The sequence below is a fragment of the Streptomyces sp. GL_140 genome (assembly GCF_057834465.1).
Map to the genome: position 1 here is coordinate 2640545 of NZ_CM174404.1, position 25464 is coordinate 2666008.

22 protein-coding genes and 1 other RNA gene are annotated in these 25464 nt (G+C 72.8%); 7 read left to right on the forward strand and 16 right to left on the reverse strand.

What is annotated here, in order from left to right:
* Window positions 1–2 precede the first annotated feature (2 nt).
* Window positions 3–887 carry a dimethylargininase gene (gene ddaH, locus AC3IYJ_RS12340; RefSeq protein ID WP_489402788.1) on the reverse strand — a complete coding sequence of 295 codons (885 nt, stop codon included), beginning with the start codon at window positions 885–887 and terminating at the stop codon, window positions 3–5.
* Window positions 888–936: 49 nt separating this feature from the next.
* Between ddaH and AC3IYJ_RS12345 the strand changes: the two genes are divergently transcribed.
* Both AC3IYJ_RS12345 and AC3IYJ_RS12350 read left to right on the forward strand, forming a co-directional pair.
* Window positions 937–1602, forward strand: a complete 666-nt coding sequence (locus tag AC3IYJ_RS12345) for a TetR/AcrR family transcriptional regulator (RefSeq protein WP_489401357.1) — start codon at window positions 937–939, stop codon at window positions 1600–1602.
* Between the two features lie 170 nt (window positions 1603–1772).
* Entirely contained in the window at window positions 1773–2522 is a 750-nt protein-coding gene (locus AC3IYJ_RS12350) for a bifunctional DNA primase/polymerase (protein WP_489401358.1), read from the forward strand.
* Window positions 2523–2612: 90 nt separating this feature from the next.
* Here AC3IYJ_RS12350 and yaaA read toward each other — a convergent pair whose 3' ends face one another.
* The gene (gene yaaA / locus AC3IYJ_RS12355) at window positions 2613–3413 is read right to left on the reverse strand and encodes a peroxide stress protein YaaA (protein WP_489401359.1); all 801 of its coding nucleotides are present in this window, start codon (window positions 3411–3413) and stop codon (window positions 2613–2615) included.
* A gap of 102 nt (window positions 3414–3515) precedes the next feature.
* Between yaaA and AC3IYJ_RS12360 the strand changes: the two genes are divergently transcribed.
* A complete protein-coding gene (locus tag AC3IYJ_RS12360; protein WP_489401360.1) occupies window positions 3516–4958 on the forward strand; it encodes an RNB domain-containing ribonuclease in 1443 nt (480 codons plus the stop codon).
* Here the strand turns inward: AC3IYJ_RS12360 and AC3IYJ_RS12365 are convergent.
* On the reverse strand, window positions 4897–5598 hold the full coding sequence (locus AC3IYJ_RS12365) for a hypothetical protein (protein WP_489401361.1): 702 nt from the start codon (window positions 5596–5598) through the stop codon (window positions 4897–4899). The genes AC3IYJ_RS12360 and AC3IYJ_RS12365 overlap by 62 nt on opposite strands.
* Window positions 5595–6368 (reverse strand): MerR family transcriptional regulator, encoded by a 774-nt coding sequence (locus AC3IYJ_RS12370; RefSeq protein ID WP_489401362.1) that lies wholly within the window; start codon window positions 6366–6368, stop codon window positions 5595–5597. The genes AC3IYJ_RS12365 and AC3IYJ_RS12370 overlap by 4 nt, the downstream gene beginning before the upstream one ends.
* A 78-nt stretch (window positions 6369–6446) precedes the next feature.
* Between AC3IYJ_RS12370 and rnpB the strand changes: the two genes are divergently transcribed.
* An RNA gene (gene rnpB / locus AC3IYJ_RS12375) (RNase P RNA component class A) lies at window positions 6447–6857 on the forward strand.
* A gap of 122 nt (window positions 6858–6979) precedes the next feature.
* Here rnpB and AC3IYJ_RS12380 read toward each other — a convergent pair.
* The 4 genes from AC3IYJ_RS12380 to AC3IYJ_RS12395 form a co-directional block, all read right to left on the reverse strand.
* Entirely contained in the window at window positions 6980–8302 is a 1323-nt protein-coding gene (locus AC3IYJ_RS12380; RefSeq protein ID WP_489401363.1) for a bifunctional RNase H/acid phosphatase, read from the reverse strand.
* Window positions 8302–9045, reverse strand: coding sequence for a zinc ribbon domain-containing protein (locus AC3IYJ_RS12385; protein WP_489402789.1), 744 nt, complete (start codon window positions 9043–9045; stop codon window positions 8302–8304). Before AC3IYJ_RS12385 ends, AC3IYJ_RS12380 begins: the two co-directional genes overlap by 1 nt.
* Window positions 9042–9899 carry a Nif3-like dinuclear metal center hexameric protein gene (locus AC3IYJ_RS12390; RefSeq protein ID WP_489401364.1) on the reverse strand — a complete coding sequence of 286 codons (858 nt, stop codon included), beginning with the start codon at window positions 9897–9899 and terminating at the stop codon, window positions 9042–9044. The genes AC3IYJ_RS12385 and AC3IYJ_RS12390 overlap by 4 nt, the downstream gene beginning before the upstream one ends.
* A gap of 78 nt (window positions 9900–9977) precedes the next feature.
* On the reverse strand, window positions 9978–11045 hold the full coding sequence (locus AC3IYJ_RS12395; RefSeq protein ID WP_489401365.1) for an ABC transporter substrate-binding protein: 1068 nt from the start codon (window positions 11043–11045) through the stop codon (window positions 9978–9980).
* A 217-nt stretch (window positions 11046–11262) separates the two neighbouring features.
* Between AC3IYJ_RS12395 and AC3IYJ_RS12400 the strand changes: the two genes are divergently transcribed.
* Window positions 11263–12411: a hypothetical protein gene (locus tag AC3IYJ_RS12400; RefSeq protein WP_489401366.1), complete on the forward strand. Its 1149-nt coding sequence runs from the start codon at window positions 11263–11265 to the stop codon at window positions 12409–12411.
* A gap of 55 nt (window positions 12412–12466) precedes the next feature.
* Here the strand turns inward: AC3IYJ_RS12400 and AC3IYJ_RS12405 are convergent, their stop codons facing one another.
* A complete protein-coding gene (locus AC3IYJ_RS12405; RefSeq protein ID WP_489401367.1) occupies window positions 12467–12946 on the reverse strand; it encodes a hypothetical protein in 480 nt (159 codons plus the stop codon).
* 85 nt (window positions 12947–13031) lie between these two features.
* Complete coding sequence (locus AC3IYJ_RS12410; protein ID WP_489401368.1) at window positions 13032–14204, reverse strand: ROK family transcriptional regulator; 1173 nt, start codon at window positions 14202–14204, stop codon at window positions 13032–13034.
* A 193-nt stretch (window positions 14205–14397) separates the two neighbouring features.
* On the opposite strand from AC3IYJ_RS12410, the gene AC3IYJ_RS12415 reads away from it, so the two are divergent.
* Window positions 14398–15879, forward strand: coding sequence for an APC family permease (locus AC3IYJ_RS12415; RefSeq protein WP_489401369.1), 1482 nt, complete (start codon window positions 14398–14400; stop codon window positions 15877–15879).
* A gap of 417 nt (window positions 15880–16296) precedes the next feature.
* Here the strand turns inward: AC3IYJ_RS12415 and AC3IYJ_RS12420 are convergent, their stop codons facing one another.
* From AC3IYJ_RS12420 to AC3IYJ_RS12430, 3 genes are read right to left on the reverse strand one after another with little or no spacing between them, the layout of a single operon-like run.
* Window positions 16297–17241, reverse strand: a complete 945-nt coding sequence (locus AC3IYJ_RS12420; protein WP_489401370.1) for a 3-oxoacyl-ACP reductase — start codon at window positions 17239–17241, stop codon at window positions 16297–16299.
* Window positions 17242–17276: 35 nt separating this feature from the next.
* A complete protein-coding gene (locus AC3IYJ_RS12425; RefSeq protein ID WP_489401371.1) occupies window positions 17277–18353 on the reverse strand; it encodes a Zn-dependent alcohol dehydrogenase in 1077 nt (358 codons plus the stop codon).
* 56 nt (window positions 18354–18409) lie between these two features.
* Window positions 18410–19282, reverse strand: a complete 873-nt coding sequence (locus tag AC3IYJ_RS12430; RefSeq protein WP_489401372.1) for a MaoC/PaaZ C-terminal domain-containing protein — start codon at window positions 19280–19282, stop codon at window positions 18410–18412.
* Between the two features lie 248 nt (window positions 19283–19530).
* Here AC3IYJ_RS12430 and AC3IYJ_RS12435 point away from each other — a divergent pair, with 248 nt between their 5' ends.
* Window positions 19531–19890 carry a response regulator gene (locus AC3IYJ_RS12435; protein ID WP_489401373.1) on the forward strand — a complete coding sequence of 120 codons (360 nt, stop codon included), beginning with the start codon at window positions 19531–19533 and terminating at the stop codon, window positions 19888–19890.
* A gap of 86 nt (window positions 19891–19976) precedes the next feature.
* Here the strand turns inward: AC3IYJ_RS12435 and AC3IYJ_RS12440 are convergent, their stop codons facing one another.
* The 3 genes from AC3IYJ_RS12440 to AC3IYJ_RS12450 all read right to left on the reverse strand — a co-directional run bounded on the left by AC3IYJ_RS12440 (window position 19977) and on the right by AC3IYJ_RS12450 (window position 25399).
* Window positions 19977–21164, reverse strand: coding sequence for a lipid-transfer protein (locus AC3IYJ_RS12440; RefSeq protein ID WP_489401374.1), 1188 nt, complete (start codon window positions 21162–21164; stop codon window positions 19977–19979).
* 20 nt (window positions 21165–21184) lie between these two features.
* Window positions 21185–23314: an acyl-CoA dehydrogenase family protein gene (locus AC3IYJ_RS12445; protein ID WP_489401375.1), complete on the reverse strand. Its 2130-nt coding sequence runs from the start codon at window positions 23312–23314 to the stop codon at window positions 21185–21187.
* Between the two features lie 117 nt (window positions 23315–23431).
* Entirely contained in the window at window positions 23432–25399 is a 1968-nt protein-coding gene (locus tag AC3IYJ_RS12450) for a serine/threonine-protein kinase (protein ID WP_489401376.1), read from the reverse strand.
* Window positions 25400–25464 lie beyond the last annotated feature (65 nt).

Sequence of the window (25464 nt, forward strand, 5' to 3'; positions counted from 1 at the left end):
CTCTAGGGCCGCAGCTCCTGGGTGCAGCACTTCACGCTGCCGCCGCCCTTGAGCAGCTCCCCCAGATCCATCGGCACCGGCTCGAACCCGCGCGCCCGCAGCGGATCGAGGAGTCCGGTGGCCGCCTGCGGGAGCAGGACGTGCCGGCCGTCCGAGACGGCGTTGAGTCCGAGGGCCGCCGCGTCGCGGGCCTCGGCGATCAGCGCATCGGGGAAGAGCCTGCGCAGTACTGCCTGGCTGCCCCAGGAGAAGGCTTCCGGGTAGTACATGATCTCGTCGCCGTCGAGCACGGACAGCGCCGTGTCCAGGTGGTAGTAGCGCGGGTCGACCAGGTCGAGGCCGATGACCGGGCGGCCGAAGAACTCCTGGGCCTCGCCGTGCGAGAGCGGGCTGGAGCGAAAGCCCTGTCCGGCCAGGATGTAGGAGGCGGTGACGGCGAAGTCGCCTTCGCCCTCATTGATGTGGGACGGCTCCTGGATGTCCCCGAAGCCGTTGTTGCGGAACCATTCGAGGTGGATCTGCGCCTCGGGGGCCCGCTCCGCGTAGGCGAACCGCGCGCCCAGCACCCGGCCGTCGACGACGAGGGCACCGTTCGCCGCGAAGACCATGTCGGGCAGCGCGGGGTCGGGTACGAGGATCTCGACGGTGTGGCCGAGGGACCGGTAGCGGTCCTTCAGGTCCTCCCACTGGGCTTGGGCGAGGGGCAGGTCCACCGGTTTCGTGGGGTCCATCCACGGATTGATGGAGTACGTGACCTTGAAGTGCGTGGGCGGGCACATCAGGTAGCGCCGGGGTGTGGCGTCTCTGTGCAACGAGGACTCCTCACTGTGATGAGAAGAGAATCGTCTCTCCTCAAAGGGGGCAGCACAGTGAACCGGTTGGGTGATTTCCCGAACGGCTGAAAGACGAGCCGTACCGGATTGCTAAATTGCCGGGATGACCGCCAGCGCCACCCCCTCCCCGTCCTCCCCCGCCCCCTCGCCCTCCGCGCGGACTCCGGACGCCGCGCGCCGCAGCGAGCGCTCCCGGCGGGCCATCCTCGACGCCGCGCTCGCCCTGGTCGGGGAGGTCGGCTACAACAAGCTGACCATCGAGGCCATCGCCGCCCGCGCCGGGGTCGGCAAGCAGACCATCTACCGCTGGTGGCCCTCGAAGGCGGCCGTCCTGCTGGACGCCTCCCTCGCGCTCGCCGGGGATGCCGAAGCGGCGGGCGAGTGGGCCGGTTTCCCCGACACCGGGGACCTGGCCGCCGATCTGAAGTACGTACTGCGGGCGACCGTGGACGAGTTCAACGACGAGAAGTACGAGGCTCCCGCGCGCGCCCTGGCCGCGGCCGGGGCGACCGACCCGGAGCTGGGGGCCCGCTTCACCGAGCAGCTGCTGGAACCCCAGCTCGCACTGTACGAGCAGCGGTTGCGGGCGGCCCGCGACGCCGGGCAGCTGGCGGCGGACACCGACCTGCGGCTGACCGTGGAAATGCTGCTCGGGCCGCTGACGTACCGGTGGCTGCTGCGGACCGCGCCGCTCACCCACGCCTATGCGGACGCGCTCGTGGACGCGGTGCTGGGCGGGGCCGCAGCGGGGTCGGGGCCGGGGTCGTGAGCAGGGTCGTTGGCGGGGTGGGAAAGGTCATGACCGGATGATGGCCGAGAACATATGGCCGAATTCTGCGGTTATGTGGGAGCCCCGTGGGGAGGGCGCGGTCACCCGGCGCTCAGGATGGTGGGACCATGTGAGGGTCTTCCGGGGCAACGGTGTAGGTGAGGGGATAGATGGGGTCTGAGTCCGGCCGCGTCAAACGCGGCGAGCAGAGCAGGATTGCCCAGTGGCTGCGCCTCAGGCCCAAACCCGCCGCCGAGGACCCCGGACGAGAACGCGAGGCCCTGCTGCTGGCGGTCGCCGCGGCCGGTCTGCCGATAGCCCCCGCCGCGCATCCCGTCGGCTACCGGTGTTCGTGCGACCGGATCGGCTGTCCGACGCCCGCCCGCCATCCCGTCTCCTTCGCCTGGCAGACCCAGTCGACCACCGACCGCGGCCAGGTCGAACGCTGGGCGCGCAACGAGCCCCAGGCCAACTTCATCACCGCGACCGGCATGGTCCACGACGTCCTGGACGTCCCGCTGGAAGCCGGACACAACGCACTGACCCGCCTGCTGGCGGCCGGTGTGGACGTCGGCCCCGTAGCCGAGTCCGCCGGTACGGACGACCAGGCGCGGATGCTCTTCTTCACCGCGACCCGGGGCACCCCCGAGGACGAGGACGAGTGGTGGCCCTGCGAGCTGGACTGCCACCCCGAGACGATGGACGAACACCCGGGCCTGCGCTGGCACTGCCGGGGCAGCTACGTCCTGGTCCCGCCGGCCGCACTGCCGGGTGACCTCGCGGTGACCTGGCTCCGGGGCATGGAGCACCCGCTCCCCGATCCCCTCACCCTGCTGGAAACCCTCACGGACGCCTGCGCCACCTACGCGGGAGCGGCCGACCGCACTCCGGCCACGGTCGCCTGGCCCCTGGGTCGCTAGCCCCGGCCGCGACCCCGTACAGGATTCGCCTCGAACGTCTGCGGGGCTGGACGTGTCCAGCCCCGCAGACGTTCGAGGCGATCGGGCGCCTCAGTGGATCTGCGTCACGACCACGTCGAGCGCCCAGGCCTTGCCGGCCTTGCCCGGAGCCTCGGCCTCGACCGTGAAACCCAGGTCCCGCAGGGCCGTCACCAGCTCCGCCGGGGACTCGGGGACCGCGCCCGCCAGGAGCAGGTCCCGGACCAGGCGGCCCTTGGTGGCCTTGTTGAAGTGGCTGACCACCGAGCGCTTCTCCACGCCGTCCACCAACTGCGAGTGCAGCACCCGGACCGTCGCCGTCCGCCCCGCGACCTCGCCCTTCGGCTTCCACGCCGTGGCGTACGCGGCCGAGCGCAGGTCCAGGACCAGGCCCTCGCCCGCGGCCTGCGGCATCACCGAAGCCATCGGTTCGCGCCAGAACGCGCCCAGCGCGCCCAGCCCCGGCAGCTTCACCCCCATCGAACACCGGTAGGAGGGGATCCGGTCGGTCACCCCGACCGCTCCCCACAGGCCCGAGAAGACCAGCAGGGAACGGGAGGCCACGGCCGCGGCGGCCGCCGGCAGCGTCGACAGGCCCAGCGCGTCGTACAGAACGCCGGTGTAGATCTCCCCGGCCGGCCTGGCGACCGCCGAGAGCAGTTCCGCGTTCTTCGCGACCTCGCCCCGCAGGCCCTCGCTCAGGCCCAGCACCTCACGCGCCTTCAGTTCGTCGCCCGCGCACAGCTCGACGAGCTCCTGAAGCACGGTCGCCCGCGCGCCGGCCAGCCCCGGCAGCGACAGCGACTCGGGCTTCAGCGGTGCGCCGGAGCCGCCGGCGGCCTTTCCTTCGGACGGCGGCAACAGCACGAACACGGTGGTTCTCCTATCGACGGGGCACAGCGGCGGGGGTGCGGCCCCAGCCCAGGGTAAACGGCTCGCCGTGCCGCCCCGGCCCACCGGCCATAGGCTCGGTGCATGCCACGCCGTCACATGATCATGGCCGGCGCAGACGGGGTCGCCCTGCGGGCCGCGCTGCGTGAACTGCGGACGAAGCTGGAGGTGCCCACGGGCTTCCCGGCGCCCGTGCTCGCCGAGGCCGAACAGGCGGTGCGCGCACCGCGCCTGCCCGCCTTCGACGCCACCGACCTGCCCCTCTTCACCATCGACCCGCCGACCTCGCGCGACCTCGACCAGGCGATGCACCTGGCCAGACGCCCCTCCGGCGGCTACCGCGTGCACTACGCCATCGCCGACGTCGCCGCCTGGGTCACCCCCGGCGGCGCCCTCGACGCCGAGGCCCACCGCAGGGTCACCACCCTCTACTTCCCCGACGAGAAGGTCCCGCTGCACCCGGCCGTGCTCTCGGAGGGCGCGGCCAGCCTGCTGCCCGACCAGACCTGCCCGGCCCTGCTGTGGCGGCTCGACCTGGACGCCGAGGGGCGGGTGGAGGCCACCGACGTCCGCCGCGCGCTCGTGCGCAGCCGGGCCAAACTGGACTACGACGGGGTCCAGAAGGCCATCGACACCGGTACCGCCGAGGAGGCCCTGGCCCTGCTCAAGGACATCGGGACGCTTCGCGAAGCCCTGGAGGTCGAGCGCGGCGGGATCTCGCTGAACGTGCCCGAGCAGGAGATCGTCGAGCACGAGGGCGCGTACAGCCTGGCCTACCGGGCTCCGCTCCCGGCCGACGGCTGGAACGCCCAGATCTCCCTCATGACCGGCATGGCCGCCGCCGAGCTGATGCTCGCCGCCGGGGCGGGCATCCTGCGCACCCTGCCGAGCGCCCCCGACGGGGCGGTCGGGCGGCTGCGCCGGGCCGCCAAGGCGCTGCGCATCGAGTGGCCGCACCACGTCCCGTACGCGGAGCTCGTGCGCTCCCTCGACCCGCACCGCCCCGCCCACGCGGCGTTCCTCCAGGAGTGCACCTCCCTGCTGCGCGGCGCCGGCTACACCGTCTTCACCGGCGGCGAGACCCCGGACCCCCTCCTGCACGCGGCGGTCGCGGCCCCGTACACCCACTGCACGGCCCCGCTGCGCCGACTCGTCGACCGGTACGCGGGCGAGCTGTGCGTGGCGGCTTCGGCGGGCACCGAACCCCCGCAGTGGGCCCTGTCCGCGCTGGCGGACCTGCCGAAGGAGATGGCGGACGGCACCCGGCTGGCGAACTCCGCCGAGCGGGAGTCCGTGGACCTGGTGGAGGCGGCGCTGCTCAAGGACCACGTCGGAGAGATCTTCGACGCGACGGTCATCGACGTCAAGGAACAGGAGCCGCTGGTCGGCACGGTCCACCTGGAGGAGCCGGCGGTGATCGGCCGGGTCCAGGCGGCCTCCGGGACGCTGCCGCTGGGCGACCGGATCAGGGTCCGTCTGACGGAGGCGGACCCGGGCACGTCGAAGATCCTGTTCGTCCCGGCCTGACCCCGCTTCCCATGGCCGCGACCAGCGCGCGCGGGTCGTCCGCGTGGAACCGTACGACGCGGGCCCGGCCGACGGCTCCGAGCGGGCGGTGGAAGGGGAGCGGCCGGGACAGTTCCACGGTCACGGTGGTCTGGCTGCCGACGATGAGGTCGAGCACCCCGTCCTCGGAGAGGGTGACGAGCCGGCCCTCGGGATAGCGGCGGTCGACCCGGACCGAGGCCACCGCGTCCGGCGGGACGGTCAGGTCGAACAGGGCCCCGTAGCGGATGCGCAGGGTGCCGTCGGGGCCGACCACGTGCGGGCGGGTGACGCAGGCGGCGTGCATCGCGAGCACCAGCAGCACCCCGTACACGTCGAGGACGAGCACCAGCCGGTGGACGGCCGGCCAGGGGATCAGGAGCGCGAGGGCGACCGTCTCGATCAGCGACACGAAGAGCAGGCCGTACATCATCGCCGTCTGCGGTCCGGTGTACGGGGCCGCGTGGTCCGCGGCCCCCACCCCGTGCGGCGGCCTGCGCAGCGCCCACCGGCCGAGCGCGGCCATGGCGCGGCGCTCGTGCAGCAGGAGGCGGCGTACGGGCTCGGGCACGACGGCCCGGACGGCCTCCGTGATCCGTGCGGCCGCTCGTATCCCGCTCATGTCCGGTCCTCCCCCGTGTCGGTGAACGCTTCGATCACCCGGCGGACGACTGCCGCCTGCGCGGGTGCGTACTCGTCGAGCAGGGCCTCCATGAAACCCGCGCCCGGTCCGGCCCCCTGCGCCGCCCCGCCGCCCCGGACCGCCGCGAGCACCTCGGCGGGCATCGCGGCGACCAGCTCGTCGGCGAGCGGCCCGATCCGGGGATCGTCGGCGGCGGCGTCGGCGAGCTCGTCGAGCCGCTCGTAGAGCGCCAGGACGGCGGGATCGGCGGCCACCGGTGCGAGGGCGGCGTAGATCTCCCCGGCCCCCTCCCCGACCGCGCCCGAGGCGTCGAGCAGGCTCAGGTGCTCGCGGTCGAGCGCGGCGGACGGCGAGGTGGTCGCGGGCGCCTTGGCGAGCAGCTCGGCGAGCGCGGGCGAGAGCACGCCGTGCAGGTCGGCCTCCCCCGGCGGAGCGGCCAGGAGCACGGCGAGCCGCCGCCTGCGCTCGGCCAGCTCGGTCTCCTGCCGGGCGAGGTCGGCGTCCAGCTCCTCCAGTACGTCGGCCAGCTCGCGCCCCGCGTCCTGCGCGAGCACGTCGCGCACCTCGTCGAGGCTCAGCCCGAGCTCGGTCAGCCGCCGGACGCGGGCCATCCGGACGGCGTCGCGCACGCCGTAGGCGCGATAGCCGTTGGGCCGGCGCTCCGGCTCCGGGAGCAGGCCGACGTGGTGGTAGTGCCGGATCGCCCGGGTGGTGACCCCGACGAGCGCGGCGATCTCTCCGATGCGCATGGACCCCAGTAGAAACCCTGCCGCTGCGTCAAGGTCAAGCCGCAACTTCGCAGCCGGTAGCATGGTCGGCACGACAGACGAGTCGGCCGGGCGGCCGCGTCGGGATCTCCGGATCCCGCCGAGGAACGTCCGGGCTCCACAGGGCAGGGTGGTGGGTAACGCCCACCCGGGGTGACCCGCGGGACAGTGCCACAGAAAACAGACCGCCTGGGGCTTCGGCCCCCGGTAAGGGTGAAACGGTGGTGTAAGAGACCACCAGCGCCTGAGGTGACTCAGGCGGCTAGGTAAACCCCACCCGGAGCAAGGTCAAGAGGGGTCGGCCGTTTTCGGACGGCGGGCCCTGCGCGAACGCTTGAGGGCTGCCCGCCCGATGTTCGCGGGTAGACCGCACGAGGCCGGCGGCAACGCCGGTCCTAGATGGATGGCCGTCTCCCCGGCGACCGCGAGGTCTCCGGGAGACAGAACCCGGCGTACAGGCCGACTCGTCTGCCGTACCTCCCCGACCTGCGGATACTCAGGGTCCGGGGAGTTTCTTTTTGCCCTCGCGCGGCACACCCGAAGACCGGCACGGTGGTGCCGTACGACTTGATGCAACGGGGAGGTCAGGAGCGCTACCTCAGGTGCGAGGTGTCGTTCAGGAGGCGGACCGAGGCGTTGCCGTCGGCGTAGTAGGCCACCGCCGACAGCGAGGCCGCCGAGAGCTCCATCCGGAACAGCGCCTCCGGCGGGGCCCCCAGGGCCAGGCGCACCAGGATCTTGACCGGGGTCACGTGCGAGACCAGCAGAACGGTGCGGCCCGCGTGCGCGGCCAGCAGCCGGTCCCGGGTCGCCGAGATCCGCCGGGTGGCGGACGCGAAGCTCTCGCCGCCGCCCGTCGGGGCGGCCTTCGGGGAGTCCAGCCACGCCTGGAGGTCCTCGGGGAAGCGCTCCTGGGCCTCCGCGAAGGTGAGACCCTCCCACGCGCCGAAGTCGACCTCGCGCAGCCCCTCCTCGACGGTGACCTCCAGCCCGAGGCGGTCCGCCACGGTCTGCGCGGTCTCCCGGCAGCGGCGCAGCGGGGAGCTGATCACCGTCTGGACGGTGCCCCGCGCGGCCAGCGACTCGGCGACCGCGGCCGCCTGCCTGCGGCCCGCCGCGGAAAGCTCCGGGTCGCTGCCGCCGCTGCCCGAGAACCGCTTCTGCGGGGTCAGCGCCGTCTCGCCGTGACGCAGCAGCACGAACGTCGCCGGGGCCCCCATGTCGGGACCCCAGCCCGGCGCGGCCGACGGGGCCTGGACCGGCCCGGCCGCCGGGTCCGGGGCGTGCTGCGCCGCGGTGGAGCCGGGCTCCGCGAACAGGGTGTCCGCCCCTGCCTCCACGGACACCGGCGCGGTGGGCGACGTACGGGACGAGGAGGCGAGGGCGGCGCGGACTGCCGCAGCGCCCTTCGCCGCATCCCCCGGAGGGCCCTGCGGGGTCGCCGACAGGGCGCGCGCCGCCGAGGTGTCCAGGGCCGCCGAGGAGGCCGAGGGCTCCCACTGCCTGCCGCGCTTGCCCGCGTCCATCGCCTCGTTGGCGAGCCGGTCCGCGTGCTTGTTCTTCTCGCGCGGGATCCACTCGTACGTCACCTGCGCGCGCGGCAGGATCTTCGCCGCCTCGGCCGCGAGCGGCTTCATGTCGGGGTGCTTGATCTTCCAGCGGCCCGACATCTGCTCGACGACGAGCTTGGAGTCCATGCGTACGAGGACCAGCGCGTCCGGGGCCAGTTCGCGGGCGGCCTTCAGCCCGGCGATGAGCCCCTTGTACTCGGCCACGTTGTTCGTCGCGACGCCGATGTACTCCGCGCGCTCGGCCAGCGTCTCGCCCGTGGCCGGGTCGAGGACGACGGAGCCGTAGCCGGCGGGCCCCGGGTTGCCCCGGGAGCCGCCGTCGGCTTCCACAACGAACTTCGGCATCAGATGCCCGAGTCGGCCATGCGGACCAGGATGCGGCCGCAGCTCTCGTGGCGGACGACCTGGTCGCGGGCGGCGGCCTTGATCTCGTTGACCTCGGCGAGGTCGAGCTCCAGGCGGCAGCCCTCGCAGCGGCGCTGCGACAGGCGGGCGGCGCCCACGCCGCCCTGCTTCGCGCGGATCTTCTCGTACAGGGCGATCAGAGCGGCCGGCATCGTGGAGACGATGACCGCGCGGTCCTTGTCGATGCCGGCGCTCTCGCCGTCGATCTCGCCGGTGGCGGCGTCGCGGCGCGCGGTGGCGTCGGTCAGCTTGGCCTCCAGGGAGGTGACCCGCTCGGTGAGCTCGGTGACCCGCGCCTGCGCGCCCTCCACCCGCTCCATGACCTCCAGGACCACGTCCTCCAGGTCGCCCTGGCGCTTGGCGAGGGAGACGACCTCGCTCTGCAGGTTGGCCAGGTCCCGGGCCGAGATGCCGGCGCCGGACTCCAGGCGGGCCTGGTCGCGTGCGGCGCGCTGGCGCACCTGGTCCACGTCCTGCTCGGCCTTGGTCTGCTCGCGGGCGGCGTCGCTGGACTGGGTCTGGGCGGCGACGAGGAGGTCGCGCGTCTGCGTGAGGTCCTTGGTCAGCGAGTCGACCTCGGCGTGCTCGGGCAGCGACTTGCGCTTGTGGGTCAGCTGAGACAGCCGGACGTCCAGGGCCTGGACGTCGAGAAGTCGGATCTGGTCGGCGGGCTCGGCGTTCAGTTGGGGGCTCCAGAGATAGAGGGGGGTGTCACGGACGGCGCGTGCGCCGTCCACGGGTCGGTGACCGTGCGCGAGACGTGGGTACGCAGACCCCAGCCGTTGCGCTCGGAGATGGCGTCGAGCTGGGCGGCGGCCTGCTCGCACCAGGGCCATTCGGTGGCCCAGTGGGCGGCGTCGACGAGGGCGAGCGGGGACTGCTCGCGGGCCTCGGACACCGGGTGGTGGCGCAGGTCGGCGGTGACGTACGCGTCGACGCCGGCGGCGCGGACCTGCGCGAAGAGGCTGTCGCCGGAGCCGCCGCTGACCGCGACGGTACGGATCAGCGCGTCGGGGTCACCGGCCACGCGGATGCCCTGCGCGGTCGGCTGGAGCCAGGCGGCGACGCGTGCGGCGAACTCGCGCAGGGTCTCGGGGCGGTCGAGCTCGCAGAGCCGGCCGAGGCCGCGGCGCCCGTTGGGGTCGCTCGGGTCGGGGACGAGCGGGCCGGTGACGCGCAGGTCGAGGGCGCCGGCGAGGGCGTCGGAGACGCCGGGGTCGGCGGTGTCGGCGTTGGTGTGGGCCACGTGCAGCGCGATGTCGTTCTTGATCAGCGTGTGCACGACGCGGCCCTTGAAGGTGCCGGCCTCCACGGTGGTGGTGCCGCGCAGGTAGAGGGGGTGGTGGGTGACGACCAGGTCGGCACCGATCTTCACGGCTTCGTCGACGATTTCCTGGACGGGATCGACGGCGAACAGCACCCGGGTGACCTCGGCGTCGGGGTCGCCGCAGACGGTGCCGACGGCGTCCCACTGCTCGGCCCTGGAGGGGGGCCAGAGGGCGTCCAGCGCGGCGATGACTTCAGAGAGACGGGGCACAGGCCAAGGCTACCGTCCTCGGCCTCCTCCTCGGCCGGGCGGTGGCCTCCCGTCGCGGGAGGCCGGCGCCGCCGGGAGCTACTTGACCAGGAAGGTGCGCAGGTCGTCGAGGACCTTGTCGGCGGCGGTCACGCCGAGGCCCAGGTACCAGGTCTCGTCCGGGACGTCCTTGGCCTGGCCCTTCTTCACGGCCTCCAGCCCCTTCCACAGCGGGTTGTCCTCGGCGGAGTCGCGCTTGGTCCTGTCCTTGGCCCCGTAGACCCCGGTGAAGATCCAGTCGGCCGCGGCCTCGTCCATGCGCTCCGGGGAGATCTCCACGGCGAGGTCTTCGACCTGCTGGTTCTGCGGGCGCGGGATGCCGGAGTCCTTCAGGATCGTGCCGATGAAGGAGGCTCCCGCGTACAGGCGGGTCTTGCCCGGCATGTAGCGCAGCATCGTGACGGTCGGCTTCTTCTCGCCGAGGTCCTCGCCGAGCTTCTTCGCCTTGGCCTCGTAGGCGCCCAGCTTTGCCTTGGCCTCGGCGCTCTTGTCGAGGGCGGCCGCATTGAGGAGGTAGTTCTCCTTCCACGGGAAGCCGGGGCGGATGGAGAACACGGTCGGGGCGATCTTCGAGAGCGCGTCGTACTTGTCCGCGGAGCGCAGCTGGCTGCCGAGGATCAGGTCGGGCTTGAGGGCGTTGATCGCTTCGAGGTTGAGGTTGTTGATGGTGCCGACGGACTTGGGCTCGCCGGCTTCCTTCTTCAGGTAGGAGGGGATGCCCTCATCGCCCTCGGTGGGCGCGTAGCCGACGGGCTGCATGCCGAGGGAGACGACGTTGTCGAGCTCGCCGACGTCGAGGACGACGACCCGCTTGGGCGCGGCCTTGAGCTCGGTGGAGCCCATGGCGTGGGTGACGGTGCGCGGGAACTGGCCCGCCGCGGCCGTGGTCCCGAAGGCCGCCGTCCTCTTCGCCGCGTCGGAGAAGTCCTTGCCGCCCTGGGCGGCGGCCTTCTTCTCGCCGCCGCTCCCGGCCGCGGCCTCCTTGCCGCCCTGGCCCGCCTTGTCGTCCTGTCCGCCTCCGCAGGCGGTGAGGGCGAGTGCGGCTGCTGCGGCCAGGGCGACGGCGGCGACGGAGCCACCTCGGGGCGTGCGGCGTCGGAGGGACATGGGACGTCTCCTGAGGGTGGGGAGCGGGCAAGGACCGAAAGGAGGTTAGGTATGCCTAACCACCTCCTCACCCTAAACGCCCCGGTATCGCACAGCACAATCGCCGCCTCCCCCACAGCCGAATCACTCCCCGGCCACCCGTATGTGTGAAGCGGGGGTTGTCGCGTTGTCCGAGGGGAAGCGCGATCACTAGCTTCCTCCCCGGAGGTGACCACAGATGTCTGTCTGTGCCATCGAAACGACGAAGACGGCCCCGTTCACCATCGCCGCGGACGGGTCGTACGCCGCCCGGCTCGCCGGGGACGGGGAGGCCCGGTATCCGGAGCGGTGGACGCTGACCGGTCCCGAGCCCTACGCGGTGCCGCTGCCGCTCGCGCAGCCCGAGGACGCGGACAGCGAGGTGCTGCCGCTGGCCGACGGGCGGGTGCTGATCCACCGCCGGGTCGCGGAGCGGCACGCCTTCGCCCTGCTGTACCCGACGGGCGGCGGCTTCGGCGGGGCGGGGACCGGGCCCCGGACCGGGGAGCTCCAGCTCGGCGCGATCGCGCCGGAGGACGCGGAGGGTGGACCCGACGGCGTACGGGTCTGCCTGCTGCCGCCGTCCCCGGACGGACACGGGGCCTTCGCCCTGGCCGTGGGCGCCACAGCGACCACCGTCTGGCAGGTGGCCGGGACCCCCTTCGGGCCGGAGCGGGTGGCCCGGATCCCGGGGCGCTGCTCCGGCGGGGTCTGGCTGGACCGGACGGGCCGGCTGCTGGCCCTGGACCGCGAACTGGACGGCCCGGACGGGGCCGTGACCAAGGCGGTGGCGGTCGATCTGGAGCGGGGCGGCGAGGTGTCCCCGCTGCTCCAGATCACGGAGGCCAGCAACGACCGGCTGCTGCTGGCCGATCCCGACAGCGGGCTGCTGCTGATCCGCTCGGACGCTCCGGGTGAACTCCGGCTCGGGTGGGGGGTCCTGGGCAGCGCCCGCCCGGTGCGGTTCCCGGAGTGCCTGCGGGCCGTCGGGGGCACGGCGACCCCCTTCGCGGTGCAGCCGGGGCAGGCGCTGATGCCGGAGAGCTGCGGGGTCGCGCTGCGGGTCGACGAAGCGGGCGACGGCTACGGCGGGAGCGTGGCCGGGCTGGCCCTGTGGCGCCCCGCCGACCGGCACGTCTTCCGGATCGGAGCCCCCGCCGGGTGGCTCGGCGGTACGGGGCTCTGGAGCGTGGAGGGCCGGCTGCACCTCCCGTACGCGACCCCCGAAGTGCCGTGCGGATTCCTCGGGATGAACCTCCCGGTGGCCCCGCCGCCGCCGATCCGGCTGACCCCGCTCCCGGCCCCGGCCGCCCGGCCGGTCCCGCTGCAGCAGGCTCCGCTGGGGTGATGCGGCCCGACCGGTCGCACGCCGGGCGGGTGACCGGCTGTTGCCCGACGTGGCACTACTCGTCCCGGTCGCTCCGGTAGAGGTAGCCGGTCGATGCGCAGCCGGAGTCGGGGTCCTTGCTCGGGCACATCGCGGGGGCGTCCTCGTCGCCGAAGAGGAAGGCGGGCGTGTCGCAACGGTGATCGGCGAAGGTCAGGGACAGCTCCTGACCGTGCGTCGTGGCCTCGTCGGCGGTGTTGAGCGAGCTGCCGGGTTCGACGGGGGCGGAGAACGCCCAACGGCCGGAGACCGGGCCCTGGGGGCTCTCGCACTCCGTGGAGACGGACAGCGCCTCGAAGTGTTCGGCGGTGAAGGTGTGATCCGCGCGGAAGGTCAGGGACGCGCTCCCGCCGGTACTCGCCCATCGCCCTACGAGGCGGTTCGCGGGAAGCTCCACGGCATAGATCCCCGGCACCAGGCCGCACGAGACCGTCAGCGCCGCCAGTGCCGCCGCGACCACCGCCGAAGCGCCCGGCCGCCCCGTCCGTCGGTTCATTCGCACTCCTTCTCCGTCCCCTTCTCCATCCCCTTCTCCGTCCCCCGGGCGGCAGCCCGCCTCCGGGTCCCTTCGGCCCGCCCCACTATGGGGCCCGGGTGTCGAAGGCCCGGTCGCGGGCCGCGTCCAGGGCCGTGGCCACCGCGCCCAGCAGCACCGCGTCTTCGCCCAGGCCGCTCGGTACCACCTTCGGGCGCAGCGGGGTGAGGGTGCGCAGCGTCCGCTGGACGGTGTCGAGCAGCAGGTCGGCGCTGTGGCCGACGCCGCCGCCGAGGACCACGAGGTCCGGGTCGAGGACGGCGGAGACCACCGCGATGGTGTGGGCGAGGCGTTCCCCCTCGACCCGTACGGCTCCGGCGGCGGCCGCGTCGCCGGTGCGGGCGGCGTCGAAGACGGCCTTGGCGGTGAGCCGGCCGGTCATCCCGGCTTCGCGGGCGGCCTGGACCACGGCGTCGGCGGAGACGGCGTCCTCCAGGGTGTCGGGTTCGCGCCGGCCGGGCCAGGGCAGGAAGCCGATCTCGCCGGCGCCGCCGTGCGCGCCGGTGAAGAGCCGTCCCTCGCTGACGACTCCCATGCCGAGGCCTGTGCCGATCATGATGTAGACGAAGAGCCGGCTGCCCGCGCCGACGCCGTAGGTGTACTCGCCCAGGGCCGCGAGGTTGGCGTCGTTCTGCACGGCCACGGGCAGCCCGAGGCCCTCGCGGATCCGGTCGAAGAGCCCGGGGCGGCCCCAGCCGGGCAGGTGCTGGGCGTAGCGGACGCGGCCGGCGGCCTCGTCGTAGACCCCGGGGGTGCCGACGACGGCCTGGGTGACCTTGGCCGGGTCGACCCCGGAGTCGGTGACGAGCCGGCGGGCGGCGGTGACGGCGAGGTCGGCCATGGTGTTCGCGGTGCGGGCCTGGTTGCGGACGTCGGAGCGGGCCACGAACTCCCCGTCCAGGCCCGCCAGTGCCACCCGTAGCCAGCCGCGTCCGATGTCGATGCCGAGCGCGTAGCCGGCGGTCGGGTCGGGGGCGTAGAGCACGGCGGAGCGGCCGCGTTCGGGTGCGTGGGTGCCGGCTTCGCGGACCATGCCGGACTGTTCGAGGGCGGCGAGGGCGCTGGAGACGGTGGGTTTGGACAGGCCGGTGTCGCGGGCGAGCTGGGCGCGCGAGGCGGGGCCGCCGGAGCGCAGCCGGTCCAGCAGCAGGCGCTCGTTGGCGTTGCGCTGCCGCTGGGGGTTCCAGGGCTGGTCCGCGCCCTCGTCACTGCTGGTCACCGGGCCATTGTCCCGTACGGCGAGGGGGGCTCGGAGAGCGATCCCGGGCGGAGTGGGGGCAAACCCTTGACGCATTAAGTAAAGGTTCCTAACTTGAACCAGCCGAAGCCTCCTCCCGCCCGCCTTCAGCCCCTCTCCCCCCACGCCCTCCCTGCCTCCCCTGCCTCCCCCCGCCCCCCTTCAGGAGATCCCCATGTCCGGAGCGCCACCGCCGAACGGCGGCGGATTCGCCCGCCGCGTCGGCCTGTTCCAGGCCACCGCCATCAACATGAGCCAGATGTGCGGCATCGGGCCGTTCGTCACGATCCCGCTGATGGTGGCGGCCTTCGGCGGCCCGCAGGCCGTCATCGGATTCCTCGCCGGCGCGGTCCTCGCCCTGGCCGACGGGCTGATCTGGGCGGAGCTGGGCGCCTCGATGCCCGGGTCCGGCGGGAGTTACGTCTACCTGCGCCAGGCCTTCCAGTACCGCTCGGGACGGCTCGTGCCGTTCCTCTTCGTCTGGACGGCGATCCTCTTCATCCCGCTGATCATGTCCACGGGAGTGGTCGGCTTCGTCCAGTACCTCGGCTACCTGGTGCCCGGCATGGGCCAGGGCGCCGGTGACGCGGTCGGGCTCGGGGTCATCGCCCTCGTGGTCCTGCTCCTGTGGCGGGGCATCGAGCACATCGCGAAGATCACCACCGTCATGTGGGTGGTCATGATCGCCGCCGTGGTCCTGGTCATCGCGGCCGCCGCCACCCACTTCCACCCCGACCTGGCCTTCACCTATCCCGAAGGGGCCTTCGACCTCACCGGCTCCGCCTTCTGGGCCGGGTTCGCGGCGGGCCTGACCATCGGCATCTACGACTACCTCGGCTACAACACCTCCGCCTACATGGGAGCCGAGATCAAGGACCCGGGCCGGGTCATCCCGCGCTCCGTCCTCTACTCCATCGTCGGCATCATGGCGATCTACCTGCTGCTCCAGGTCGGCTCCCTCGGCGTCCTGGACTGGCACCGGATGCTGGACCCGCACGACATCGCCTCGACCTCCGTGGCCTCCGCCGTACTGGAGGAGACCTGGGGCAAGGGGGCCGCGCAGGTGGTGACCGTACTCATCCTGATCACGGCCTTCGCCTCCGTCTTCACCGGCCTTCTCGGCGGCTCCCGAGTGCCCTACGACGCCGCGCGCGACCGGGTCTTCTTCCGCCCGTACGCGAAACTGCACGCCCGCCACCGCTTCCCGGTCCTCGGGCTGGCCACGATGGGCGCGGTCACCGCGATCGGCTTCCTGATCGGCCGCCACACCGACCTGGTGACCCTGATCCAGCTGCTGACCACGGTCATGGTCCTGATCCAAGCCCTCGCCCAGATCCTGGCCCTCACCGTCCTCAGAAAACGCCGCCCGACGATGAAGCGCCCGTACCGCATGTGGCTCTACCCACTGCCGAGCCTGATCGCACTGGCCGGCTGGCTGGTCATCTACGGGTACGCCGACACCAACGCCCCCGGCCGCCACCCGATCGAATGGTCCCTGGCCTGGCTGACCCTGGGCTGCGCGGCGTTCGCGATCTGGGCCCGGGTGGAAAAGGTCTGGCCCTTCGGCCCCCGCGAAATCCGCGAGGACTACGAAGACGGCGCCGACCCCGACGTCGACGCCGACCCCGAGATCCAGGACTCCCCCACGACCGTGTGACCCGCACGCCCCGCACCGCCCCGAGAGGGACCGCATTTCGGAGGTCTAGGGCACTCGCTGCATGCCCAGGCCGAAAAGGAAGCTGCCCACACCGCTCGATATGCCCCATCGCAGAACACTCGCCGAACCGGAGAGGCCGATGAACAGTGCGAGGAACCCTCCGAGCGCGATACCCATTCGGACCTCTCGGGGGAGGGTCAGATATCGAACGACCCCGTCACTCACCCACACGGGCAGTCGCTTCATTTGCATTCCCCCACCAGCTCGATCACTTCAAGTTCCGTCGGCGTGACCCTAGTTGAAGCTCAGCAGGACACGCCGCCGACGGGACGGAATCCCATCGGCACACAGAACGGCGGCGGCCCGGGGGAGTCCCCCGGGCCGCCGCCCTCACCCGCTCCGCCCGGAAGGGACGGCTCAGCCCGCGTGCTTGAGGCCGAGGACCTCCGCCGCGGCGAAGGTTTCGTTCGCCGGGCGGGAGTCGTAGTGCGGGGTGAGGAGCCCGTCGAGCTCCTCGTAGGAGAAGGACTCCTTGGTGGTGTCGAACTTCGCCGCCACCTTGGGCCGTTCCATCACGACCACGATGCCGCCGTGGACCACGAACAGCTGTCCGTTGGCCTTGGCCGAGGCCGGTGAGGCCAGGTAGCCGACGAGCGGGGAGACGTGCTCGGGGGCGAGGGCGTCGAGCTTGCCCTCCTCCGGGACCTGGAAGCCCGCGAAGACGTCCTCGGTCATACGGGTACGGGCGCGCGGGCAGATGGCGTTGGCCGTGACCCCGTACTTGCCGAGGGCCAGGGCGGTGGAGGTGGTCAGGCCCACGATGCCGCCCTTGGCCGCCGCGTAGTTGGGCTGGCCGGCCGAACCGCCGAGGAAGGCCTCGGAGGAGGTGTTGATGATCCGGCCGTAGACGGGGCCGCCCGCCGCCTTGGAGCGCTCGCGCCAGTGCACGGCGGCGAAGTGCGTGGTGTTGAAGTGGCCCTTGAGGTGGACCCGGATGACCGAGTCCCACTCCGCCTCCGACATCGAGAAGACCATCCGGTCGCGCAGGATGCCCGCGTTGTTGACCAGGATGTCGAGCTTGCCGAAGCTGCTGACCGCCAGCTCGACCAGCTCGCGCGCCTGCTCGAAGTCGGCCACGTCGCCGAGGTGCGCCACCGCCTGCCCGCCCGCCGCGCGGATCTCCGCGGCGACCTCCTCCGCCGGGGCGGCCGAGGCCTCCCCGGAGCCGTCGCGGCCCGGCTGGCCGAAGTCATTGACGACCACGCTCGCGCCGAGCCGGGCGAGTTCGAGCGCCTCCGCCCGGCCGAGGCCGCGGCCGGCCCCGGTGACGATGGCGGAGAGTCCCTCAAGTGGCAGTGACATCCGTACGGTTCCTCTCGGTGAGCGGTGAGCTCGGGTCAGAGTTCGATGCAGGTGCGCAGGGCCACGCCCGTACGCATCTGGTCGAGCGCGTCGTTGATCTCCGCGAGCTGCACCCGGTGCGTGATCAGGCCCGCCAGGTCCACCCGGCCGGACCGCCACAGCGCGATGGTGCGCTCGTAGGAGCGGAGCACGTCGCCGCCGCCGTACATGGACGGCAGGATCTTCTTCTCGTCGAAGAAGAGGGAGAACATGTTGATCGAGTAGTTGTCGTCGAGGGCGCCCGCGCCGACCACGACGACGGAGCCGCCGCGGCGGGTCATGTCGTACGCGGTCTTCGTGGTCGCGGACTTGCCGACGACCTCGAAGACGTAGTCGAAGCCCTCACCCGCGGTGATCCGGTTCTTGGCGTCGGCGAACTCCTCCGGGGAGACCGCCTCGGTGGCGCCGAAGCGCAGCGCCGCCTCGCGCCTGGAGGCCACCGGGTCGACGGCGATGATCTGCGCCGCGCCCTGCACCTTGGCGCCCTGGATGACGGAGATGCCGACTCCGCCGCAGCCGATGACGGCGACCGAGGAACCGGCCTCCACCTTGGCGGTGTTGATGGCCGCACCGAGGCCCGTGGTGACCCCGCAGCCGATCAGGGCGGCGATGTCGAAGGGCACGTCCTCGGGGATGGGGACGGCGCAGCCCGCCGGGACCACCATCTCCTCGGCGAAGGTGCCGGTGCCGGCGAAGCCGAAGATGCTGCTGTCGCCCCGCTTGAAGTTGGGGGTGGCCACGTTGCCGAAGGCCTCCAGGCACAGGTGGCCCTGGCCGCGCTTGCAGGAGGGACAGTGGCCGCACGGCGGCAGCCAGCAGACCAGTACCCGGTCGCCGATCTTGTGGCTGGTGACCCCGTCACCCACGTCCGTGATCACGCCGGAGCCCTCGTGCCCCGGGATGAAGGGGGCGGGCTGCGGCAGCACGCCGCTCATCGCGGAGAGGTCGGAGTGGCACAGGCCGGTGGCCTTGATGCGGATCTTGACCTTGCCGGGGCCGAAGCCCACGGCCTCCATGTCGTCGACGACTTCGAGCTTGTCCTGGCCTATCTCGCTCTGCAGTGCTGCGCGCACGGTGCGGCTCCTTCTGTGGGTCTGTCGTGTTGTGCGGTGCGACGACGGTGCGACGACTAGCCGTGTTCGACGACGGTGTCGGCGAGGACCGGGGCGTCGTCGCGGTCGGCGGCGCTCACCGAGACGAGGACGCGGCCGGGCTCCTGCCACATCCGGATGCGCAGGGTCTCGCCGGGGAAGACGATCCCGGCGAAGCGCGTGCGGTAGGCGCGGACGCGGGAGACGTCCCCGTCCAGCACGGTGTCGACCACGGCCTTGAGGGTCATCCCGTACGAGCACAGGCCGTGCAGGATGGGCTGGTCGAAGCCGGCCATCTTGGCGAACTCGGGGTCCGCGTGCAGCGGGTTCCAGTCGCCGGAGAGGCGGTACAGCAGCGCCTGCTCCTCGCGGATCTTCCGCTCCTCGATCCGGTCCGGCGCCCGCTCGGGCACCTCGGTCTTCACGGAGGGGCCGCGGTCGCCGCCGAAGCCGCCTTCACCGCGTACGAAGATCTGCGCGTCCGAGGTCCACAGCGGGCCGTCGGCGTCCGCGACCTCGGTGCGCAGCACGATCACCGCGGCCTTGCCCTTGTCGTAGAGGGCGGCGACCATGGCGGAGGACTTGGCCTCGCCCTTGACGGGGATGGGCCGGTGCAGCTCGATGGACTGGCCGCCGTGCAGCACGTGGGCGAGGTTGACCTCGATGCCGGGGGCCGCGAGGCCGCCCATCATGGCCATGCCGGCGCCGGCGACGGTCGCGAAGCTGGGGAGTACGTGGAGCTTGGACTCCAGGGTGTACCGCAGCTCGTCCGGGTCGGTGGCCGCGCCCGGCTTGTCGGGGCGGGTGCCCGCGCCGAGTCCGAGGTGGTAGAGCTGGATGTCCTTGTGGTCCCAGGCGATCTCCCCCTGACGGGGATCTGCGGCGAGGGCCTTGGCGGCATCGATCGGCATGAGGATGCTGCTCCTTGTTTCTCGTTCCACTAAGTGGAAGACCTCGGTGCGGCCGTCCGCACCGTCGGCCGCACCGAGGTCGTATGCGGGACCGGGTCCTAGAACGCGTTCTAGGTATCCGGTGAAGGAATGTATAACGCACGCCCCAGCAGTTGGGAAGACTCCTGACTTGGTGTCAGTTCTACTTCCGCCAAGGCGTGTTGCCTGACGAACGGGCGCTGCACCCCTACCCTTGCGGGGTGGATGAAATGCCCGTTTCCCAGCGCCCCGCCCGATCCCTGCGGGTGCTTTTGGCACCGCCGAACCCGGCGCTGGCGGTTGTGCTCGGACTCCAGCCGGACATCGAGGTGGTGACGTCGGCGCTCTCGCGCCCGGCCGTTGCCCTGGCCGAGTCCGTGGACCTGGTCCCCGACCTCCTGGCGGACGACCCGGAGTGCCGGGTCCTCGTCCTGACGGGCTCGGCGCATCCGGGGCTGGCGGAGGCGGTGCTTGCCGCGGGGGCGGCGGGTCTGGTCCTGCGGGACGGTCCGGTCGCGGACCTTGCGGATTCCATCCGCCGGGCCTCCCGGGGCGAGACGGTCGTCGACCCCGCCCTGGCGGGGCCGTAGCGGGCGGGGCCGCTGCGCGGAGCCTGTCCCCTACCCGCCCTTCCACCGTTCCCTGGGGCTCCGCCCCAGCAGCCGGCCCGCACGGGCTACTTCCGGAGCAGCGTCACCACCGCCGCGCCGCCGAGACCGATGTTGTGGGCCAGGGCAACCCGCGCGCCCGGCACCTGCCGGGCACCGGCCTGGCCGCGCAGCTGCCAGACCAGCTCCGCCGCCTGCGCCAGGCCCGTCGCGCCGAGCGGGTGGCCCTTGGAGATCAGGCCCCCGGAGGGGTTGACCACCCACCGCCCGCCGTACGTGGTCGCGCCCGACTCCACCAGCGCACCGGACGCACCGTCCTCGCACATGCCCAGCGCCTCGTACGTCAGCAGCTCGTTGATCGAGAAGCAGTCGTGCAGCTCGATCACGTCCACCTCCTCGATGCCCAGGCCCGAGGCGGCGAACACCTGGCGGGCGGCGGCCGCCGTCATCGGCTTGCCGACGGCGTCGATGCAGGTGCCCGAGGAGAACGAGGCCTCCGTGTCCGTGGTCATCGACTGCGCGACAATCTCCACGGCCCTGTCCCCGAGCCCGTGCCGCTCCACGAACCGCTCCGAGACCACCAGCACGGCCGCGGCCCCGTCCGAGGTCGGCGAGCACTGGAGCTTGGTCAGCGGCTCGTGGATCGCCTTCGCGGCCAGGATCTCCTCGACCGTGTACACGTCCTGGAACTGCGCGTTCGGGTTGTTCGCCGAGTGGCGGTGGTTCTTCGCCCCGACCGCCGCCAGCTGCGCGGCCGTGGTCCCGTACAGCTTCATGTGCTCCCGCGCCGCGTTGCCGAAGATCTGCGCGGTCGGCGGGGACATCTCGAAGCCGTGTCCGGCCGCCATGATCCCGTAGTGCCGGGCCACCGGCGAGGTCTTGAAGTCGCCGCCGTCCGAACCGCCGCCCAGGGCGCCCTTCTTCATCTTCTCGAAGCCGAGCGCGAGCACGCAGTCGTTCAGGCCGCCCTCCACGAACTGGCGCGCCATCATCAGCGCCGTGGAGCCGGTCGCGCAGTTGTTGTTGACGTTGTAGACGGGCACCCCGCTCAGGCCCAGTTCGTACGCGGCCCGCTGGCCGGCCGTGGAGGCCTGGAAGCAGTAGCCCACCGGCACCTGCTCCACCAGGTCGTACGCCACGCCCGCGTCGGCGAGCGCGGCCGACCCGGCCTCCTTGGCCATGTCCCAGTACTGCCAGTCCCTCGACTCCGGCTTCTCGAACTTCGTCATGCCGACGCCCACGATGTACGACTTCATCTTGATCAAAAGCCCTTCGGTCAGTCCCTGGGAAGGCCGAGGATGCGCTCGGCGACGACGTTGAGCTGGACCTGCGTGGTGCCACCGGCGATGGTCAGGCAGCGGGACATGAGCATCCCGTGCACCGCCCGCTTGCCGACCGCCTCGCTCACGGCCCCCGCCGGGCCGAGCAGTTCCAGCGTGAGCTCGGCGGTCCGCTGCTGGTGCGGGGTCTGTACGAGCTTGCGCACGGACGCGCCCGCGCCCGGCTCCAAGCCGCTGACCTGCTGGAGCGTGGTGCGCAGCCCGATGCAGGCCAGCGCGTGCGCCTCGGCGGCCAGCGCCCCGATCCGCACCCGGTACCCGCCTTCGAGGTCGCCCGAGCGCTCGAGCAGCGCCTCCAGGCCGGTGTCGAAGGTCATCTGGTCGGCCATGTGGACGCGTTCGTTGCCGAGGGTGTTGCGGGCGACTTTCCAGCCGCCGTCGGCGGCCCCGACCAGCGCGTCGGCGGGGAGGCGCACGTCGTCGAAGTAGACCTCGTTGAAGAGGGCCTCGCCGGTGATCTCCTTGAGCGGCCGGATGTCGATGCCGGGGGCCTTCATGTCCACGATGAAGTAGCCGAGGCCCTTGTGCTTGGGCGCGTCCGGGTCGGTCCGGGCGAGCAGGATCCCGTAGTCGGCGCTCTGCGCGGAACTCGTCCACACCTTCTGCCCGTTGATGATCCAGCCGTCGCCGGACTCCGTACGCTCCGCCTTGGTGCGCAGCGAGGCGAGGTCGGAGCCCGCTCCCGGCTCGGAGAAGAGCTGGCACCAGGTGACGTCCCCGCGCAGCGTCGGGAGCAGGTGGCGCTCGCGCTGCTCGGGGGTCCCGTAGGCCAGCAGGGAGGGCACGACCCACGTGGCGATCCCGAGGTCGGCGACCTTGACCCCGGCGGCCTTCAGCTCCTGCTGCACGACGAGCTGTTCGACGGGCCCGGCGCCGAGTCCGTACGGGGGCGGCAGGTAGGGCGCCGCGTACCCGGTGGGTGCCAGGATCCGGCGGGCGGCGGCCGGGTCGAGGCCCTTGGCGTCCTCGATGACGGTACGGGCCTTCGCGCGGTGCTTCTCGGCCTGCGCGGGCAGTTCCAGGCGCAGCTCGCGCCGCGCGCCGGCCGCCGCGAGCCGCACGGCCCGTACCCGGTGGCCGTCCCCGGAGCCGAGCAGCTGGCGGGCGACGATGGAGCGCCGCAGGTAGATGTGGGCGTCGTGTTCCCAGGTGAAGCCGATCCCGCCCAGCACTTGGATGCAGTCCTTGGCGCAGGAGTAGGCGGCGTCCAGCGCGGTTCCGGCGGCCAGCGCTGCGACGAGCGAGCGCACCTCGGCCGACTCGCGGGCCGCCTGCGCGGCGTCCCAGGTCAGCGCCCGCGCCTGCTCCAGGCGCACCAGCATGTCGGCGCACAGGTGCTTGATCCCCTGGAACTGGCCGATGGGCCGCCCGAACTGCTCGCGCACCTTGGCGTACTCGGCGGCGGTCTGCAGCGCCCAGGCGGCGGTGCCGCAGGCGTCGGCGGCGAAGAGCACGCAGGCGAGGTCGCGGACGAGCGCGGCATCGAGTTCCAGCAGCCGCCCGGGCCCGGCGGTGACCCCGCGGGCCTGGACCTCGGCGGTGGGCCGGGTCGGGTCGGCGCTCTCGTGGGTGCGGATGTCCAGCGCCACGGAGTCGACGGCGAACCAGCGGGTCCCGTGCGCGGTCTCGGCGGCGAGCAGTACGAGGTCGGCCTCGCCCGCGCCGAGCACGGGCGGCGCGGTTCCGTCGAGCAGGTACCCGCCCTCCACGGCCACGGCGGTCAGGTTCCCGGAGCCCAGCGCCACGGCCCCGACCCGCCCGTCGAGGGGCGCGGCCCCGGCCCGGTCCAGGAGTACGGAGGCCAGCACGCTCGGCAGGTACGCCCCGGGCAGCGCCGCCCGGGCGGCCTCCTCGACGGCGACGGCCAGGTCGAGCAGGGTCCCGCCCTCCAGGTGCGGCTCCAGCAGCCCGGAGGCGAGCAGCCCGTCCCAGTAGGCGGGCCGTGAGCCGGTCTGCGGCGGGCTGTCGAGGAGCCCCCGCACCTCCTCGGGCGGCACGGTCCGCGCGACCCAGCCGCGTACGGCCCCGGCCAACGCCCGCTGTTCCTGTGTGATTCCGATGCCCATGCGCGGCAGAGTAGAACACGTTTCATTCTGACGGAAGGTCAGAACTGCAACGTGTTCTCACTTTGTCGGCGCGTGGCGGGACCGCCCTGGTGGGAACGGTGGGAGCGGTGGATGCCGTCAGGAACGTTCGTAGTAGTAGCCGTCGCCGTGCGCGGGCCCCACGTTGTGCTGGATGCCGGCCGGGTCGCTCCGGGTGAAGAAGGACGGGTCCAGCACCCCGCAGAACTGGCCGGTGGACTTGCTCTTGTCCAGCGCCCCCGAACCCACGTTGATCCGGGCCCCGCCGTTGGCCACCGACGTCACCTTGGCCATGTTCTCGCAGTGGCCCAGGTTGGAGTCGGTGATGATCCGGACGGCTCCGGACCGCGCGATGATCACCGTCTCCGGCTGGTCGATGTTGAACTGGCCCTTGTAGGTCCAGGTCCCGGCGAAGTACGAGGGGACCGCGTCGCCGCCGGAGGAGCCACCGGCGGGCGAGCCGCCGCTCGGGGAACCGGAGCCGCTCGGAGAACCGGAGCCGCTCGGCGAGCCCGCTCCGCCCGGAGCGGCCCCCGTGCCCGTGCCCCCGGCAGCGGCTCCGCCGCCCTTGGTGGCACTGCTGCCCGTACCGCCGCCGCCCGCTCCGCCCGGGGTGCCTGCGCCGCCGGGCGAGCCCGCGCCGCCCACGGCTCCGCCCACCGCGCCGCCGCCCGCGTCCGCGGCGCCGCCGACCTGGCCCGCCTGGCCCGGGTCGGTGGGGGCCGGGGGGCTCTGCGTACCCGGGGCCGGCGAGCTGCCCACCGCGGAGGGGGAGCCGCCGCCGGGGGTCACGGGCGCGCTGCTCGCCGGGGGCGAAGCCTGCTGGCCGGTGCCACCGCCGCCGAACGGCTGGATCAGGGCCACCGTGCCACCGCCGACCGTGAACACGAGCACCGCGGGCACGGCCACGGTCCACCGCCGCCGACGGCCCCGCCGCTCCTCCCCGGCCGTGGCGCCCCCGGCCGCCGGACCGACCACCGGATCGGCCGCGGGACCGGCTGCCGGGTCGACGACCGCCCCGGCCACCGCCCCGGCGGCGCCCTCCTTCGGGTTCAGGTCCGCCGTCGCCCGGTCCGTGCGCCCGGAGCCGCCCTGCGCCGCCGGCTCCCGCGCGGGCGCCGCCTCCGCGTCGAGCAGCCGCGCCGCCTGCTGGGCGAGGCGCGCCACCACCTTGGGCGGCAGCCACGCCCCGCCGAGCTTCTTCGGACGGACCCGCTCCGGGTCCTCCAACAGCTCGTCGACGCCGGGCCGTTCCTCGACGCTCTTGGTCAGGCAGCGGCCGATGAGCGCCCGCAGCGCCTCGTCCTCCACCTTCTCCAGGGCCGGCTCACCCTCCACGATCTGGAACATCACCGCGTGCTGGTTGCCGGCCCCGTGCCCGAACGGCAGCTCGCCCGTGGCCGCGTACACCAGGACGCAGCCGAGGGTGAACACGTCGCTCTTCGCCCCGGCGCGCTGCCCGCGGACCTGCTCGGGCGACATGAACCCGGGCGAGCCGACGACCATGCCCGTGCTGGTGAGCAGGGACTCGACGGAGGTCTCCAGGGCGCGCGAGATGCCGAAGTCGATGACGCGGGTGCCCTCGACGGTCAGCATCACGTTCGACGGCTTGAGGTCCCGGTGCACGATCCCGGCCGAGTGGATGTCCCCCAGCGCGCGCAACAGGCCGTCGGCGAGGGCGTGCACGGATTCCACGGGCAGGGGCCCGTGCCGCCGCACGATCTGTTCCAGCGAGAGCCCGGGAACGTACCCCGTGGCCACCCAGGGCCGCTCCGCGTCGGGGTCCGCGTCGAGGACGGGCGCGGTGTACCGCTCGCCCACGCTCCGGGCGGCGTCGATCTCACGGCGGAAGCGGGCACGGAACTGCTCGTTCGAAACGTGCTCCTCGTGCACCACCTTCACGGCGACCGTCCGCCCGCCCTCGGACCGGGCCAGGAACACCCGGCCCATGCCCCCGGCGCCGAGCCGCCCGAGCAACAGGTACGGCCCGATCCTGGTCGGATCGTTCGCCGTGAGCGGCTTTATGCCGCCATCGATGTTGTCGTCGTCGCTGTGCACACTGCTCATGCTGCCCGTCCCCCGAAGATCCCCTGTGGTCGGCCGAACCGGTCCGGTCGGTCGAACAGGCCTCA

Excerpts from the sequence above, each read along its gene's own strand:
- AC3IYJ_RS12365 (WP_489401361.1), bottom strand. The coding sequence starts at position 5,598 with ATGAGCGGGATACGAGCGGCCGCACGGATCACGGAGGCCGTCCGGGCC.
- AC3IYJ_RS12400 (WP_489401366.1), top strand. The coding sequence starts at position 11,263 with ATGTCTGTCTGTGCCATCGAAACGACGAAGACGGCCCCGTTCACCATC.
- AC3IYJ_RS12405 (WP_489401367.1), bottom strand. The coding sequence starts at position 12,946 with ATGAACCGACGGACGGGGCGGCCGGGCGCTTCGGCGGTGGTCGCGGCG.
- AC3IYJ_RS12360 (WP_489401360.1), top strand. The coding sequence starts at position 3,516 with ATGCCACGCCGTCACATGATCATGGCCGGCGCAGACGGGGTCGCCCTG.
- AC3IYJ_RS12445 (WP_489401375.1), bottom strand. The coding sequence starts at position 23,314 with ATGGGCATCGGAATCACACAGGAACAGCGGGCGTTGGCCGGGGCCGTA.
- AC3IYJ_RS12435 (WP_489401373.1), top strand. The coding sequence starts at position 19,531 with ATGCCCGTTTCCCAGCGCCCCGCCCGATCCCTGCGGGTGCTTTTGGCA.
- AC3IYJ_RS12440 (WP_489401374.1), bottom strand. The coding sequence starts at position 21,164 with ATGAAGTCGTACATCGTGGGCGTCGGCATGACGAAGTTCGAGAAGCCG.
- AC3IYJ_RS12415 (WP_489401369.1), top strand. The coding sequence starts at position 14,398 with ATGTCCGGAGCGCCACCGCCGAACGGCGGCGGATTCGCCCGCCGCGTC.
- AC3IYJ_RS12450 (WP_489401376.1), bottom strand. The coding sequence starts at position 25,399 with ATGAGCAGTGTGCACAGCGACGACGACAACATCGATGGCGGCATAAAG.
- AC3IYJ_RS12430 (WP_489401372.1), bottom strand. The coding sequence starts at position 19,282 with ATGCCGATCGATGCCGCCAAGGCCCTCGCCGCAGATCCCCGTCAGGGG.
- AC3IYJ_RS12395 (WP_489401365.1), bottom strand. The coding sequence starts at position 11,045 with ATGTCCCTCCGACGCCGCACGCCCCGAGGTGGCTCCGTCGCCGCCGTC.
- AC3IYJ_RS12345 (WP_489401357.1), top strand. The coding sequence starts at position 937 with ATGACCGCCAGCGCCACCCCCTCCCCGTCCTCCCCCGCCCCCTCGCCC.
- AC3IYJ_RS12350 (WP_489401358.1), top strand. The coding sequence starts at position 1,773 with ATGGGGTCTGAGTCCGGCCGCGTCAAACGCGGCGAGCAGAGCAGGATT.
- AC3IYJ_RS12380 (WP_489401363.1), bottom strand. The coding sequence starts at position 8,302 with ATGCCGAAGTTCGTTGTGGAAGCCGACGGCGGCTCCCGGGGCAACCCG.
- AC3IYJ_RS12420 (WP_489401370.1), bottom strand. The coding sequence starts at position 17,241 with ATGTCACTGCCACTTGAGGGACTCTCCGCCATCGTCACCGGGGCCGGC.
- AC3IYJ_RS12370 (WP_489401362.1), bottom strand. The coding sequence starts at position 6,368 with ATGCGCATCGGAGAGATCGCCGCGCTCGTCGGGGTCACCACCCGGGCG.